Annotated in this window: 26 protein-coding genes and 1 pseudogene; all 27 read left to right on the forward strand. The window is 45.0% G+C overall.

From position 1 onward, the window contains the following. Positions 1–13: 13 nt before the first annotated feature. The 27 genes and pseudogenes from rplC (at position 14) to rpsM (ending at position 12,656) form a co-directional block, all read left to right on the forward strand. Positions 14–649 (forward strand): 50S ribosomal protein L3, encoded by a 636-nt coding sequence (gene rplC, locus M662_RS00920; RefSeq protein WP_008636065.1) that lies wholly within the window; start codon positions 14–16, stop codon positions 647–649. Between the two features lie 21 nt (positions 650–670). Further along, positions 671–1,294: a 50S ribosomal protein L4 gene (gene rplD, locus M662_RS00925; RefSeq protein WP_008636064.1), complete on the forward strand. Its 624-nt coding sequence runs from the start codon at positions 671–673 to the stop codon at positions 1,292–1,294. Then, entirely contained in the window at positions 1,294–1,581 is a 288-nt protein-coding gene (gene rplW, locus M662_RS00930; protein WP_008636063.1) for a 50S ribosomal protein L23, read from the forward strand. The genes rplD and rplW overlap by 1 nt, the downstream gene beginning before the upstream one ends. A 34-nt stretch (positions 1,582–1,615) precedes the next feature. Beyond that, positions 1,616–2,449, forward strand: a complete 834-nt coding sequence (gene rplB, locus M662_RS00935; RefSeq protein ID WP_008636062.1) for a 50S ribosomal protein L2 — start codon at positions 1,616–1,618, stop codon at positions 2,447–2,449. A gap of 57 nt (positions 2,450–2,506) precedes the next feature. After that, positions 2,507–2,785: a 30S ribosomal protein S19 gene (gene rpsS / locus M662_RS00940; protein WP_008636061.1), complete on the forward strand. Its 279-nt coding sequence runs from the start codon at positions 2,507–2,509 to the stop codon at positions 2,783–2,785. Between the two features lie 20 nt (positions 2,786–2,805). After that, entirely contained in the window at positions 2,806–3,147 is a 342-nt protein-coding gene (gene rplV / locus M662_RS00945; RefSeq protein WP_008636060.1) for a 50S ribosomal protein L22, read from the forward strand. 3 nt (positions 3,148–3,150) lie between these two features. Further along, positions 3,151–3,817: pseudogene (gene rpsC / locus M662_RS00950) on the forward strand (30S ribosomal protein S3). Beyond that, positions 3,811–4,245: a 50S ribosomal protein L16 gene (rplP, locus tag M662_RS00955; protein ID WP_008636056.1), complete on the forward strand. Its 435-nt coding sequence runs from the start codon at positions 3,811–3,813 to the stop codon at positions 4,243–4,245. Before rpsC ends, rplP begins: the two are co-directional and overlap by 7 nt. Continuing rightward, positions 4,235–4,435: a 50S ribosomal protein L29 gene (gene rpmC, locus M662_RS00960; RefSeq protein ID WP_008636054.1), complete on the forward strand. Its 201-nt coding sequence runs from the start codon at positions 4,235–4,237 to the stop codon at positions 4,433–4,435. The genes rplP and rpmC overlap by 11 nt, the downstream gene beginning before the upstream one ends. Positions 4,436–4,459: 24 nt before the next feature. Beyond that, positions 4,460–4,723, forward strand: coding sequence for a 30S ribosomal protein S17 (gene rpsQ, locus M662_RS00965; RefSeq protein ID WP_008636053.1), 264 nt, complete (start codon positions 4,460–4,462; stop codon positions 4,721–4,723). Positions 4,724–4,765: 42 nt separating this feature from the next. Then, entirely contained in the window at positions 4,766–5,134 is a 369-nt protein-coding gene (gene rplN, locus M662_RS00970; protein WP_008636052.1) for a 50S ribosomal protein L14, read from the forward strand. A gap of 39 nt (positions 5,135–5,173) precedes the next feature. Then, complete coding sequence (rplX, locus tag M662_RS00975; protein ID WP_008636051.1) at positions 5,174–5,485, forward strand: 50S ribosomal protein L24; 312 nt, start codon at positions 5,174–5,176, stop codon at positions 5,483–5,485. Positions 5,486–5,511: 26 nt separating this feature from the next. Continuing rightward, positions 5,512–6,051, forward strand: coding sequence for a 50S ribosomal protein L5 (gene rplE / locus M662_RS00980; RefSeq protein WP_008636050.1), 540 nt, complete (start codon positions 5,512–5,514; stop codon positions 6,049–6,051). A 26-nt stretch (positions 6,052–6,077) separates the two neighbouring features. After that, positions 6,078–6,263 (forward strand): type Z 30S ribosomal protein S14, encoded by a 186-nt coding sequence (locus M662_RS00985; protein ID WP_008636049.1) that lies wholly within the window; start codon positions 6,078–6,080, stop codon positions 6,261–6,263. 30 nt (positions 6,264–6,293) lie between these two features. Continuing rightward, positions 6,294–6,692 carry a 30S ribosomal protein S8 gene (gene rpsH / locus M662_RS00990; RefSeq protein ID WP_008636048.1) on the forward strand — a complete coding sequence of 133 codons (399 nt, stop codon included), beginning with the start codon at positions 6,294–6,296 and terminating at the stop codon, positions 6,690–6,692. Positions 6,693–6,722: 30 nt separating this feature from the next. Continuing rightward, positions 6,723–7,259 (forward strand): 50S ribosomal protein L6, encoded by a 537-nt coding sequence (gene rplF, locus M662_RS00995; protein ID WP_008636046.1) that lies wholly within the window; start codon positions 6,723–6,725, stop codon positions 7,257–7,259. 34 nt (positions 7,260–7,293) lie between these two features. After that, positions 7,294–7,656, forward strand: coding sequence for a 50S ribosomal protein L18 (rplR, locus tag M662_RS01000; RefSeq protein ID WP_026577045.1), 363 nt, complete (start codon positions 7,294–7,296; stop codon positions 7,654–7,656). 23 nt (positions 7,657–7,679) lie between these two features. Continuing rightward, entirely contained in the window at positions 7,680–8,174 is a 495-nt protein-coding gene (rpsE, locus tag M662_RS01005; RefSeq protein ID WP_201276727.1) for a 30S ribosomal protein S5, read from the forward strand. A gap of 18 nt (positions 8,175–8,192) precedes the next feature. After that, positions 8,193–8,375, forward strand: a complete 183-nt coding sequence (gene rpmD, locus M662_RS01010; protein WP_008636039.1) for a 50S ribosomal protein L30 — start codon at positions 8,193–8,195, stop codon at positions 8,373–8,375. A gap of 30 nt (positions 8,376–8,405) precedes the next feature. Further along, positions 8,406–8,846 (forward strand): 50S ribosomal protein L15, encoded by a 441-nt coding sequence (gene rplO / locus M662_RS01015; protein WP_008636038.1) that lies wholly within the window; start codon positions 8,406–8,408, stop codon positions 8,844–8,846. After that, on the forward strand, positions 8,846–10,138 hold the full coding sequence (gene secY / locus M662_RS01020; protein ID WP_008636035.1) for a preprotein translocase subunit SecY: 1,293 nt from the start codon (positions 8,846–8,848) through the stop codon (positions 10,136–10,138). The genes rplO and secY overlap by 1 nt, the downstream gene beginning before the upstream one ends. Positions 10,139–10,180: 42 nt before the next feature. Further along, a complete protein-coding gene (locus M662_RS01025; protein ID WP_008636033.1) occupies positions 10,181–10,834 on the forward strand; it encodes an adenylate kinase in 654 nt (217 codons plus the stop codon). After that, positions 10,831–11,577, forward strand: a complete 747-nt coding sequence (map, locus tag M662_RS01030) for a type I methionyl aminopeptidase (RefSeq protein ID WP_008636031.1) — start codon at positions 10,831–10,833, stop codon at positions 11,575–11,577. Before M662_RS01025 ends, map begins: the two co-directional genes overlap by 4 nt. 16 nt (positions 11,578–11,593) lie before the next feature. Then, positions 11,594–11,929 (forward strand): KOW domain-containing RNA-binding protein, encoded by a 336-nt coding sequence (locus M662_RS01035; protein WP_008636028.1) that lies wholly within the window; start codon positions 11,594–11,596, stop codon positions 11,927–11,929. Beyond that, the gene (gene infA, locus M662_RS01040; RefSeq protein WP_008636026.1) at positions 11,907–12,125 is read left to right on the forward strand and encodes a translation initiation factor IF-1; all 219 of its coding nucleotides are present in this window, start codon (positions 11,907–11,909) and stop codon (positions 12,123–12,125) included. The genes M662_RS01035 and infA overlap by 23 nt, the downstream gene beginning before the upstream one ends. A gap of 28 nt (positions 12,126–12,153) precedes the next feature. Then, positions 12,154–12,267: a 50S ribosomal protein L36 gene (rpmJ, locus tag M662_RS01045; protein WP_002509257.1), complete on the forward strand. Its 114-nt coding sequence runs from the start codon at positions 12,154–12,156 to the stop codon at positions 12,265–12,267. A gap of 23 nt (positions 12,268–12,290) precedes the next feature. After that, on the forward strand, positions 12,291–12,656 hold the full coding sequence (gene rpsM, locus M662_RS01050; protein ID WP_008635973.1) for a 30S ribosomal protein S13: 366 nt from the start codon (positions 12,291–12,293) through the stop codon (positions 12,654–12,656). Positions 12,657–12,670 lie beyond the last annotated feature (14 nt).

The raw sequence follows: 12,670 nt of genomic DNA on the forward strand, positions 1-12,670 counted from the left end.
GGAGGTGTAACGGATGACGAAAGGAATCTTAGGACGTAAAGTCGGTATGACTCAAATCTTCTCCGAAGATGGCGAATTGATCCCAGTAACAGTTGTTCAGGCTGAGCCGAACGTTGTTCTTCAAAAGAAAACAACTGAAAACGACGGTTACGAAGCGATTCAACTAGGTTTTGCTGACGAAAAGTCTAACCGCTTGAAGAAAGCTGCTCAAGGGCACGCTGATAAAGCAAGCACAACACCTAAGCGCTACATTCGTGAATTCCGTAATTCTAACCTTGACGACTTCGAACTAGGTCAAGAGGTTAAAGTAGATATTTTTGAAGCTGGTGACGTAATTGACGTTACAGGAACTTCCAAGGGTAAAGGTTTCCAAGGTGCAATCAAGCGCCACAACCAATCCCGCGGACCAATGAGTCACGGTTCCCGCTACCACCGTCGTTCCGGTTCTATGGGACAAGGTGCAGACCCATCTAAAGTATTCAAAGGTAAAAACCTTGCTGGACAAATGGGTGGCGAACAAGTAACTCTACAAAACCTTGAAGTAGTAAAAGTGGACGCTGAGCGTAATCTACTACTTATCAAAGGTAATGTTCCAGGCGCAAGAAAATCTTACGTTAAGATTACAAGTGCAATTAAGGCTAGCAAATAATAAACGAAGGGAGGATATGTCATGCCTAAAGTAGCACTATTAAACCAAGGCGGATCCAACGTTGGAGAAATCGAACTGAACGATGCCGTTTTTGGTATTGAACCTAATACTCACGTATTACACGAAACTGTGTTGATGCAGCGCGCGAACCTTCGCCAAGGCACACACAAAGTAAAAGGACGTTCTGAGGTATCCGGCGGTGGCCGTAAACCATGGCGTCAAAAAGGTACAGGCCGTGCACGTCAAGGGTCTATCCGTTCACCACAATGGGTTGGCGGTGGAACTGTATTCGGTCCTACACCACGCAGCTACAGCTACACAATGCCTAGAAAAGTACGTCGTCTAGCTCTTCAGTCTGCTTACTCTTCTAAAGTGAAGGAAGAGAACATCATCGTTCTTGAAAGCCTTTCTCTAGAAGCTCCGAAGACTAAAGAGGTAGTAAACATGCTTAAAGCGTTGGACGTCAATGAAAAAGCGTTGATCGTAACGGCTGGCAAAGATGAAAATGTTACTCTATCAGCTAACAACATCCCTACAGTGAAAAGTCTTCCTGTAGAAGAAGTAAGTGTGTTAGACTTGCTAACGCATGACAAGCTGATCCTAACGAAGGAAGCAGCTGAAAAAGCAGGGGAGGTGCTCTCATAATGAAAGAACCACGCGATATTATTAAGCGCCCTGTCATTACTGAACATTCTGCTGATCTTATGGGAGAAAAGAAATATACGTTTGAAGTTAGCACAAAAGCTAACAAGACTGAGATCAAAGATGCAGTCGAAGAAATCTTTGGTGTAAGTGTTGCTTCTGTCAACACAATGAACCTTAAAGGTAAATTCAAGCGTATGGGTCGTTACGGCGGCTATCGTTCTGACCGTAAGAAAGCAATCATTACTTTGACTCAGGACAGCGAAGAACTAGAATTCTTCGAAGTTTAAATAAAACATTTGACTAAAGAAGGAGGGAAAAAAGATGGCGATTAAAAAGTTCCGACCAATTACAAACGGTCGTCGACACATGTCAGTATCTGATTTCGCTGAAATTACAACTGATAAACCTGAACGCTCCCTTGTCGCTCCACTTCACAAAAAAGGTGGACGTAACAACCAAGGTAAGCTGACAGTTCGTCATCAGGGCGGTGGCCACAAGCGTCAATATCGTATCATCGACTTCAAACGTGATAAAGATGGAATACCTGGACGCGTTGCTACAATCGAGTACGATCCAAACCGCTCCGCTAACATTGCACTAATCAACTATGTTGATGGTGAAAAACGTTACATCCTTGCTCCAAAAGGAATCAAGGTAGGAACGGAAATCATTTCTGGTGAAGGCGCGGATATCAAACCAGGTAACGCACTTCAACTGAAAGACATTCCAGTTGGTACTGTCGTACACAACGTAGAATTGAAGCCAGGACGCGGAGGACAGCTTGTACGTTCTGCAGGCGCTTCAGCACAAATCCTTGGTCGTGAAGAGAAGTACACACTAGTACGTCTTACTTCCGGTGAAGTTCGCTTGGTACTAAGCACTTGCCGTGCAACAATCGGTCAAGTTGGTAACCTTGAGCACGAACTTATCAGCGTAGGTAAAGCAGGACGTTCTCGTTGGAAAGGTAAACGCCCTACAGTTCGTGGTTCTGTAATGAACCCTAACGATCACCCACACGGTGGTGGTGAAGGACGTGCGCCAATCGGTCGTCCATCTCCTGTATCTCCATGGGGTAAACCAACGCTTGGATACAAAACGAGAAAACGCAACAAGCCGTCTGATAAATATATCGTACGTAGACGCGGTAAAAAATAACGGGATTGTCGGGCGGGCAATTAAACCCGTCTTCCAATCGCGAAGGGAGGTTATTTCATGGGCCGCAGCTTGAAAAAAGGACCTTTTGTAGATGATCACTTGATGAAGAAAGTCGAAAAGTTGAACGAAGATAGCAAAACACAGGTCGTGAAGACATGGTCTCGCCGTTCTACTATCTTCCCTAACTTTGTGGGACACACAATTGCCGTTTATGACGGTCGTAAACACGTGCCAGTTTATGTGACTGAAGACATGGTAGGTCATAAACTTGGTGAATTCGCGCCAACCCGTACGTTCAAAGGACACTCTGGCGACGATAAGAAAACAAAACGTTAATATAGAGAGGAGGCACTCTAATGCAAGCTAAAGCAGTTGCTAAAACCGTTCGAATCGCTCCTCGTAAAGCTCGTTTGGTAATTGATTTAATTCGAGGAAAAAATGTAGGTGAAGCTCTGGCTACACTTCGTTTGAACAACCGCGGCGCTTCTCCGGTAGTTGAGAAACTTCTTAACTCCGCGATCGCCAACGCAGAACACAACTATGAAATGGACACGGAAAACTTGTACGTTTCCGAAGCGTTTGTAAACGAAGGCGTAACTCTTAAACGTTTCCGCCCTCGCGCAATGGGCCGCGCAAGCCAAATCAACAAACGCACAAGCCACATCACAGTGGTCGTATCAGAAAAAAAGGAGGGATAATCAGTGGGTCAAAAAATTAATCCGATTGGTCTTCGTATCGGCGTAATCCGCGACTGGGAATCCAAGTGGTACGCTGGCAAAGACTATGCAGACTTGTTACATGAAGACATTAAGATTCGTGAATATGTTGAAAACCGTCTTAAAGATGCTGCCCTTTCTAAAGTCGAAATCGAACGCGCAGCTAACCGTGTGAACATTACTGTACACACAGCTAAACCAGGAATGGTTATCGGTAAAGGTGGTTCCGAAGTTGAAGCACTTCGTAAAGCACTAAATCAACTGAGCGGCAAACGTGTTCACATCAACATCGTTGAAGTGAAAAAGCCTGATCTTGACGCTACTCTTGTAGCTGACAATATCGCACGTCAATTGGAAAACCGCGTATCTTTCCGTCGTGCTCAGAAACAAACAATCCAACGCGCTATGCGTGCAGGAGCGAAAGGTATTCGTACTCAAGTATCTGGCCGTCTAGGCGGAGCAGACATCGCTCGTGCTGAATATTACAGTGAAGGAACAGTACCACTACACACACTTCGTGCAGATATCGATTACGGAACTGCAGAAGCTGACACAACTTACGGTAAGCTTGGTGTCAAAGTGTGGATTTATCGTGGCGAAGTCCTTCCAACTAAATCAAACAAGTAAGGAAGGGGGAAAAGCATTATGTTAATGCCTAAACGTGTTAAATATCGTCGTCAACACCGTACAAGCTTAAAAGGCCGTGCAAAAGGCGGTACTGAAGTAGCTTTCGGTGAATATGGTTTGCAAGCAATTGATCGTGCTTGGATCACAGCCCGTCAAATCGAGGCAGCGCGTATCGCGATGACTCGTTACATGAAGCGTGGCGGTAAAGTATGGATTAAAATCTTCCCAGATAAGCCTTATACTGCTAAACCCCTAGAAGTACGTATGGGTTCCGGTAAAGGTGCTCCAGAAGGTTTCGTAGCTGTAGTGAAACCAGGGAAAATTATGTTCGAGATCGCAGGTGTATCAGAAGAAGTTGCACGCGAAGCGTTGCGTCTTGCTTCACACAAGCTGCCGATCCGTACGAAGTTCGTAAAACGTGAAGAAATTGGTGGTGAAATCAATGAAGGCTAATGAGATCCGTGAATTAACCACTGCCGAAATTGAACAAAAAGTTAAGTCTCTTAAAGAAGAACTTTTCAACCTACGCTTCCAATTGGCAACAGGTCAACTTGAGAACACTGCACGTATCCGTGAGGTTCGTAAGTCTATCGCTCGTATGAAGACTGTTGCTCGTGAACGTGAGCTAGGCGTAAATAACTAATAGATGAGAGGAGGTCACCCTCACATGACTGAACGTAATAATCGTAAAGTTTATACTGGCCGTGTCGTATCTGACAAAATGGACAAAACGATCACAGTTTTAGTAGAAACTTATAAGTTCCACAAGCTTTACGGCAAGCGCGTAAAGTACTCTAAAAAGCTTAAAGCACATGACGAAAACAACCAAGCTAAAAACGGCGATATCGTGCGTATTATGGAAACTCGTCCACTATCCGCATCCAAGCGTTTCCGTTTGCTAGACGTTGTTGAAGAGTCTGTCATTATCTAATAAAAGTTCGCTCGGATTTAATCCGAAGGGAGGTTACATGGTATGATTCAACAGGAATCTCGTCTTAAAGTTGCAGATAACTCCGGCGCTCGTGAAATCCAAACCATCAAAGTTTTGGGTGGATCAGGTCGTAAAACAGCCAACATCGGTGATATCATCACTGCTACTGTGAAACAAGCAACACCAGGGGGCGTTGTTAAAAAAGGTGAGGTAGTTAAAGCCGTCATCGTCCGTACTAAGAGTGGAGTTCGCCGTAAAGATGGTTCTTACATCCGTTTTGATGAAAACGCAGCAGTAATCGTGCGTGATGATAAAGGCCCACGCGGTACTCGTATCTTCGGACCGGTAGCTCGTGAACTTCGTGATGCTAAATTCATGAAGATTGTATCTCTAGCTCCAGAAGTATTGTAAAACCTGAATGAAATGCCTTGTTAAGGAGGTGCGCGAAGCATGCACGTAAAAAAAGGTGACAAAGTAATGGTTATTACTGGTAAGGATAAAGGCAAGCAAGGTACAATCCTTGAAGCTTATCCAAAGAAAGATCGTGTCCTTGTTGAGGGTGTGAACGAAGTTAAGAAACACGCTAAACCTTCTCAAGATAACCCACAGGGGGGTATCTTGACACAAGAAGCACCGATCCACGTATCAAACGTTATGCCAATCGATCCAAAGACTGGCGAGCCAACACGTGTTGGATACAAAGTCGAGGACGGCAAAAAAGTTCGTATCGCGAAAAAATCTGGTGAAGCGCTAGATAAATAACCCATAGAGGAAAGGAGGGCCACACGATGAACGAACTAAAGAAACAATATAAAGAAGAAATTGTTCCATCGTTGATGAACAAATTTGAATATGAATCTATTATGCAAACACCTAAGATCGAGAAGATCGTTATCAACATGGGTGTTGGTGATGCGGTTCAGAACGCAAAAGCACTGGATACAGCAGTAGAAGAGTTGACTCTAATCACTGGTCAGAAGCCAGTTATCACTAAAGCTAAGAAATCAATTGCAGGATTCCGTCTGCGTGAAGGTATGCCGATCGGTGCGAAGGTTACACTTCGCGGTGAGCGCATGTACGAATTCTTCCACAAGCTAGTCGCAGTATCTCTACCGCGTGTGCGTGACTTCCGTGGTATTTCTAAGAAAGCTTTCGACGGTCGTGGAAACTACACACTAGGTGTTAAAGAGCAATTGATTTTCCCAGAAATCGACTACGATAAAGTAAGTAAAGTGCGCGGCATGGACATCGTTATCGTTACAACTGCTGATTCCGATGAAGAAGCGCGCGAACTATTAGCTCAATTCGGAATGCCGTTCCAAAAATAATGAGCTAACATTAAGGAGGGAAAATAGTGGCTAAAAAATCAATGGTCGCGAAGCAACAGCGTAAATCGAAGTACCAAGTACAAGAATACACTCGCTGTGAACGTTGCGGACGTCCACACTCCGTACTTCGTAAGTTTAAGCTTTGCCGTATTTGTTTCCGTGAACTTGCATATAAAGGACAAATCCCTGGTGTCAAAAAAGCCAGCTGGTAAACCCCTAACAGGGAAGGAGGTAAATGAGTTATGACAATGACAGATCCAATTGCAGATATGCTGACACGTATTCGTAACGCTAACATGGTGCGTCACGAGAAGCTTGAGCTTCCAGCTTCCAACGTGAAAAAAGAAATCGCTGATATCCTTAAGCGTGAAGGTTTTGTACGTGACTACGAATTTGTTGAAGACAACAAGCAAGGCGTCCTTCGCATCTTCCTTAAGTACGGTCAAAACAACGAGCGCGTAATTACTGGTGTGAAGCGTATCAGTAAACCAGGTCTTCGCGTTTACGCTAATGCTGAAGAACTTCCAAAAGTTCTTAACGGTCTTGGTGTAGCCGTCGTATCTACTTCTAAAGGTGTATTGACAGACAAAGAAGCTCGTGAACAAGCCATCGGTGGCGAAGTTCTAGCTTACGTCTGGTAAAAAAACAGATCAGACAGGAGGTGCAACAATATGTCTCGCGTAGGTTTAAAAACACTTGAAATTCCTGAAGGTGTAGAAATCACTCAGGATAACAATACAATCACAGTGAAAGGTCCTAAAGGGGAATTGACTCGTACATTCCACCAGGACATCACAGTTAAGATCGAGGACAACGTACTAAGCGTATCTCGTCCAAGCGATCATAAAGATCACCGTGCACTTCACGGAACTACACGCAGCCTGATCGGAAACATGGTTGAAGGTGTATCTAAAGGTTACGAAAAGAGCCTTGAAATCATCGGTGTAGGTTACCGTGCCCAGAAACAGGGTCAGACAGTAGTCATCAACGCTGGTTACTCTCACCCGGTTGAAGTGGAAAACCGTGAAGGCATCGAAATCGAAGTACCGACGAACACGAAAGTAATCGTTAAAGGTATCGATAAAGAACTAGTCGGCGCTGTTGCAGCGAAGATTCGTGCAATCCGTCCTCCAGAGCCTTACAAAGGTAAAGGAATTCGCTACGAAGGCGAACATGTACGCAGAAAAGAAGGTAAGACAGCTAAGTAAGTCTTAATGTAACGTATAGAAAGGAGTGACCCAGATGATCACGAAGGCAGACAAGAATGTCGTACGTAAGAAGCGTCATGCTCGCGTACGTAAGAATGTTTTCGGTACAGCAGAACGTCCTCGTTTGAACGTGTACCGCTCTAACAACCACATTTACGCTCAGCTTATCAACGATGAAGCACAAGTTACAGTTGCTAGCGCATCTACTGTAGACAAAGGATTCGATCTTGATAACACAAGCAACGTAGAAGCTGCACAAAAAGTCGGTGAAATGGTAGCGAAACGTGCGATCGACAACGGTTTTAAAGTTGTTGTATTCGACCGTGGCGGTTACTTGTATCATGGACGTGTGAAAGCTCTAGCTGAAGCCGCTCGCGAAGCAGGCCTAGAATTTTAATAGCCAAAGGAGGGACATAAATGATTACAAACATCGACCCTAACAAACTTGATCTTGAAGAACGCGTAGTTACGATCAACCGCGTAGCTAAAGTAGTAAAAGGTGGACGTCGCTTCCGTTTTGCTGCACTAGTAGTAGTCGGAGATAAAAATGGTCATGTAGGTTTTGGTACAGGTAAAGCCCAAGAGGTACCAGAAGCTATCAAGAAGGCCATCGATGACGCGAAGAAAAATCTAATTACAGTTCCAGTTAAGGACACGACAATCCCACACGAAATCACTGGACGCTTCGGCGCTGGAAGCATTCTTATGAAACCAGCTGCAGAAGGTACAGGAGTTATCGCAGGTGGACCAGTACGTGCGGTACTTGAGCTTGCAGGTGTTCAAGACATCCTTTCTAAGTCACTTGGTTCTAACACACCAATCAACATGGTGCGTGCTACAATCACTGGACTTAGCGAGCTTAAGCGTGCGGAAGACGTCGCTAGACTTCGTGGTAAGTCTGTAGAAGAACTGTAGGATAAGGAGGGAAATAAAATGGCTAAACAGTTAGAAATTACCCTCACGCGCAGTGTTATTGGTAGACCGCAGGATCAGCGCTCTACTGTCAAGGCGCTAGGTCTGAATAAGATCCGTCAAACTGTCGTACTTGAAGATAACCCAGCGATCCGAGGTATGGCTAAAAAGGTGTCTCACCTAGTTACAGTTAAAGAAGTATAATCAAACAAAAGTAATAAGGAGGTGCAACGAATGAAACTGCATGAACTTAAACCTGCTCAAGGTACTCGTAAAGAACGCAACCGTGTAGGACGCGGAATGGCTTCCGGTAACGGTAAAACTTCTGGACGTGGACATAAAGGTCAAGGTCAACGTTCTGGTAGCAAAACACGCCCAGGCTTCGAAGGTGGTCAAATGCCATTGTTCCAACGTCTGCCTAAGCGTGGTTTCACTAACGTTCACCGTAAGGAATTCGCGATCATCAACCTTGATGCATTGAATCGTTTTGAAGAAGGCACAGAGGTTACTCCAGAACTATTGCTTGAAACTGGCGTGGTAAGCAACCAAAAAGCCGGCATTAAAGTACTAGCTAAAGGAAGCATCGAGAAGAAACTTACAGTGAAAGCTCACAAATTCTCTGCTTCTGCTAAAGAAGCTATTGAAGCTGCGGGCGGTCAAACTGAGGTGATTTAATGTTCCGGACAATCTCCAATTTTATGCGCGTAGGTGATATTCGACGCAAGATCATCTTCACTTTGTTGATGCTTGTAGTATTTCGCCTTGGAACATTCATCCCGGTCCCTTTTACCAACAGAGACGCCATCAACTTCATGGATGATCAGAATGCGTTCGGATTTCTGAACACATTCGGAGGCGGGGCATTGCAGAACTTCTCCATCTTTGCTATGGGGATCATGCCCTACATTACTGCCTCCATCATCATGCAGTTATTGCAGATGGACGTTGTTCCGAAATTTGCGGAATGGAAGAAACAAGGTGAAGTTGGCCGTCGAAAGTTAGCTCAGTTTACCCGCTATGGAACCATCGTTCTTGCCTTTATTCAGGCTATTGGTATGTCTATCGGTTTCAATGCTCTCGCAGGTGGTCAATTGATCACAAACCCGGGAGTAGGGAAATTCTTAGTCATTGCCGTTGTTCTGACTGGCGGAACGGCATTCCTTATGTGGCTTGGTGAGCAAATCACTGCACATGGTGTCGGAAACGGGATATCCATCCTGATTTTCGCAGGAATCGTTGCAGCAATCCCGACGGGTGTCAATCAATTGTATGATCAGTACATTTCCGGTGCCGGAGAAGAGCTGTTCATCAATCTGATTATTATCGCGTTGATTTTGCTTGTCATCGTGGCGGTCATTGTCGGAGTTATCTTCATCCAACAGGCCCTGCGTAAAATACCGATCCAATATGCTAAACGATTAGTAAATCGTTCACCTGTAGGCGGGCATTCCACCCACTTACCGATAAAAGTGAATGCGGCAGGAGTTATTCCCGTTATCTTTGCGATATCCTTTATCATCGCACCGAGAACGGTCGCTGGATTCTTCGAAGACAGTGAAGTAGCCTCCGTCATTCAATATATCTTTGATTATCAAAACTGGCCTGGAATGATTATCTATGTTGCGTTAATCATTGCTTTCACTTATTTCTATACATTTGTTCAGGTAAACCCGGAACAAATGGCGGATAATTTGAAGAAGCAAGGCGGCTACATCCCGGGGATCCGTCCTGGTGCCAATACGGAAACGTACTTGACACGTGTGATGTACCGATTGACTTTCGTAGGTTCCATCTTCCTAGCAGCTGTTGCTATCCTTCCAATCATATTAGGTTCTGTGGCTAATCTGCCTGCGAGCGTACAAATTGGAGGCACCAGCCTGCTCATCGTAGTCGGGGTTGCCCTCGAAATGATGAAGCAACTGGAGAGCCAGCTTGTGAAACGCCATTACTCAGGATTTATTAAATAATTAGCTTCAACCGCTAATGAAAATGAGAGCGAGGGGAACACGTTGAATTTAATTCTGATGGGTCTCCCTGGGGCAGGTAAAGGTACTCAGGCTGAGAAGATAGTCGAAAAATATGACATCCCTCATATCTCAACTGGAGATATGTTCCGTTTAGCTATCAAAGAAGGAACAGCACTTGGCAATGAAGCCAAATCATATATGGACAAAGGCGAATTGGTTCCGGATGAAGTTACCATCGGAATCGTTCGCGAACGTCTGAGCAAGCCGGATTGCAATCAAGGCTTCCTGCTCGATGGTTTCCCTAGAACCATTGCACAGGCAGAAGCTCTTGAAAATCTGCTGAACGATATGGATGCATCATTGGATTATGTGCTTCATATCGATGTTCCACAAGACCAACTCATCGAGCGTCTGACTGGACGACGCGTCTGCCCGACTTGCGGCGCTACGTATCACGTAATCTTCAATCCTCCACAAGAGGAAGGGAAATGTGATCACGACGGCTCCGAGTTGATTCAGCGTGAAGACGACCAGCCGGCAACTGTGAAGAAGCGTTTAGAGGTTAATGTTGAACAAACTCAGCCACTCATCGATTTCTACCAGGATAAAGGCTACCTCGTATCCTTTGAAGGTGACAAAGATATCAACGAAGTTTTTCAGGACATCGATCAGAAGCTGGGAGCCCTGGCTGAATGATTATATGTAAAACACCACGGGAGTTAGACATCATGCGTGAAGCAGGCAGAATTGTTGCCTTAACGCACCAAAAGTTGAAAGAAAACATTCGACCTGGTATAACGACGGGCGAATTGGATAAGATTGCAGATAAGTTCATACGCAGTATGGATGCAATCCCTTCTTTTAAAGGTTATAATGGATTCCGTGGCAGTATATGTGCATCTGTTAACGAAGAACTTGTTCATGGTATTCCTGGTGACAGGGTCCTGAACAACGGAGATATCATCAGCATCGACATAGGTGCGAAGTATAAAGGTTATCACGGGGATTCGGCCTGGACGTATCCGGTCGGTACCGTCGATGACGATACAATGGAGTTGCTGAGAGTTACAGAACAATCACTGTTTAAGGGACTTGATGAAGCAAAACCAGGTGTACGCCTTTCAAATATATCGCATGCCATTCAGAGCTGTGTAGAGCCGGAAGGGTTCTCCATTGTTCGTGAATATGTCGGGCACGGCGTCGGCAGGGAACTTCATGAGGATCCGCAGATCCCTCATTATGGTCCGCCGAACAAAGGCCCGCGTTTGAAACCAGGAATGGTTTTGGCAGTTGAGCCGATGGTTAACGCAGGTTCACGCTATGTGAAGACACTGGGTGACCGTTGGACGGTAGTTACTCAAGATGGAAAGATGTGCGCACACTTTGAGCACACCATCGCGATAACGGATGAGGGTTATGAGATTTTAACAAAATCCTAAATGAAGGTGATCGTTTTTGAACGAATCTGAGTCGAGTCCTCGAATAGGTCAAATTGTTCGTATTGTGCAGGGGCGAGAGGCAGGACAGTATGCGGTTGTGATCGATGTGCTGGATGGCCGCTTTGTGCTGCTTGCCGACGGAGAGAAACGTAAGTATGATCGACCAAAGAGAAAGAATTTGCAACATGTTGAGCTTATGGATTTCATCTCTCCGGAAGTCCAGGACAGCCTTCTGGAAACTGGTCGTGTCACAAATGGCAAGCTTCGATTTGCCGTATCAAAATATGTCAATGAAGCAGTGACTGATTTGAAGAAGGGAGATCAACTCGATGGCGAAAGACGATGTAATTGAAGTAGAAGGGACCGTCGTTGAAACCTTACCGAACGCACAGTTCAAGGTTGAACTCGAGAACGGTCACTCCGTTTTAGCTCACGTATCCGGTAAAATTCGCATGCACTTCATCCGAATCTTACCAGGAGATAAGGTAACGGTAGAACTTTCCCCTTATGATTTAACTAAAGGACGTATTACGTACCGTTATAAATAAAACTCCGATCTAAAAGGAGGTATGGATGATGAAGGTAAGACCTTCTGTAAAACCAATTTGCGAAAAATGCAAAGTCATCAAACGAAAAGGTAAAGTCATGGTTATCTGTGAAAACCCTAAGCATAAACAAAAACAAGGCTAAACTGAAGGAGGTGCACGTACCATATGGCACGTATCGCAGGAGTAGATATTCCGCGTGACAAACGCGTGGTAATTTCATTAACTTATGTATATGGAATCGGTAATTCCCTTGCTAAAGACGTACTGGCTGAAGCCGGCGTATCTGAGGATACACGTGTTCGCGATCTTACAGAGGACGAACTAGCGCAAATCCGTCAAGCAGTGGAACAGTACAACGTTGAAGGTGACCTTCGTCGTGAGAACTCTCTAAACATCAAACGTTTGATTGAGATCGGTTCTTACCGTGGTATCCGTCATCGTCGCGGTCTTCCACTTCGTGGACAAAGAACGAAAAACAACTCTCGTACACGTAAAGGCCCACGTCGTACAGTGGCTAACAAACGTAAATAATAAGCAACACAAAG

The sequence above is a fragment of the Bacillus sp. SB49 genome, assembly GCF_000469135.2.
Taxonomy (GTDB): Bacteria; Bacillota; Bacilli; order Bacillales; family Halobacillaceae; genus Halobacillus.

Bases quoted from the DNA above. Each gene is read 5' to 3' on its own strand.
- rplR (WP_026577045.1), top strand. From the start codon at position 7,294: ATGATCACGAAGGCAGACAAGAATGTCGTACGTAAGAAGCGTCATGCT.
- rplB (WP_008636062.1), top strand. From the start codon at position 1,616: ATGGCGATTAAAAAGTTCCGACCAATTACAAACGGTCGTCGACACATG.
- secY (WP_008636035.1), top strand. From the start codon at position 8,846: ATGTTCCGGACAATCTCCAATTTTATGCGCGTAGGTGATATTCGACGC.
- rplV (WP_008636060.1), top strand. From the start codon at position 2,806: ATGCAAGCTAAAGCAGTTGCTAAAACCGTTCGAATCGCTCCTCGTAAA.
- rplP (WP_008636056.1), top strand. From the start codon at position 3,811: ATGTTAATGCCTAAACGTGTTAAATATCGTCGTCAACACCGTACAAGC.
- infA (WP_008636026.1), top strand. From the start codon at position 11,907: ATGGCGAAAGACGATGTAATTGAAGTAGAAGGGACCGTCGTTGAAACC.
- rpmC (WP_008636054.1), top strand. From the start codon at position 4,235: ATGAAGGCTAATGAGATCCGTGAATTAACCACTGCCGAAATTGAACAA.
- rplN (WP_008636052.1), top strand. From the start codon at position 4,766: ATGATTCAACAGGAATCTCGTCTTAAAGTTGCAGATAACTCCGGCGCT.
- rpsH (WP_008636048.1), top strand. From the start codon at position 6,294: ATGACAATGACAGATCCAATTGCAGATATGCTGACACGTATTCGTAAC.
- rpmD (WP_008636039.1), top strand. From the start codon at position 8,193: ATGGCTAAACAGTTAGAAATTACCCTCACGCGCAGTGTTATTGGTAGA.
- rpsQ (WP_008636053.1), top strand. From the start codon at position 4,460: ATGACTGAACGTAATAATCGTAAAGTTTATACTGGCCGTGTCGTATCT.
- rplX (WP_008636051.1), top strand. From the start codon at position 5,174: ATGCACGTAAAAAAAGGTGACAAAGTAATGGTTATTACTGGTAAGGAT.
- rplC (WP_008636065.1), top strand. From the start codon at position 14: ATGACGAAAGGAATCTTAGGACGTAAAGTCGGTATGACTCAAATCTTC.
- rplD (WP_008636064.1), top strand. From the start codon at position 671: ATGCCTAAAGTAGCACTATTAAACCAAGGCGGATCCAACGTTGGAGAA.
- rpsM (WP_008635973.1), top strand. From the start codon at position 12,291: ATGGCACGTATCGCAGGAGTAGATATTCCGCGTGACAAACGCGTGGTA.
- rpmJ (WP_002509257.1), top strand. From the start codon at position 12,154: ATGAAGGTAAGACCTTCTGTAAAACCAATTTGCGAAAAATGCAAAGTC.
- rplW (WP_008636063.1), top strand. From the start codon at position 1,294: ATGAAAGAACCACGCGATATTATTAAGCGCCCTGTCATTACTGAACAT.
- rplO (WP_008636038.1), top strand. From the start codon at position 8,406: ATGAAACTGCATGAACTTAAACCTGCTCAAGGTACTCGTAAAGAACGC.
- rpsS (WP_008636061.1), top strand. From the start codon at position 2,507: ATGGGCCGCAGCTTGAAAAAAGGACCTTTTGTAGATGATCACTTGATG.
- rplE (WP_008636050.1), top strand. From the start codon at position 5,512: ATGAACGAACTAAAGAAACAATATAAAGAAGAAATTGTTCCATCGTTG.
- map (WP_008636031.1), top strand. From the start codon at position 10,831: ATGATTATATGTAAAACACCACGGGAGTTAGACATCATGCGTGAAGCA.
- rplF (WP_008636046.1), top strand. From the start codon at position 6,723: ATGTCTCGCGTAGGTTTAAAAACACTTGAAATTCCTGAAGGTGTAGAA.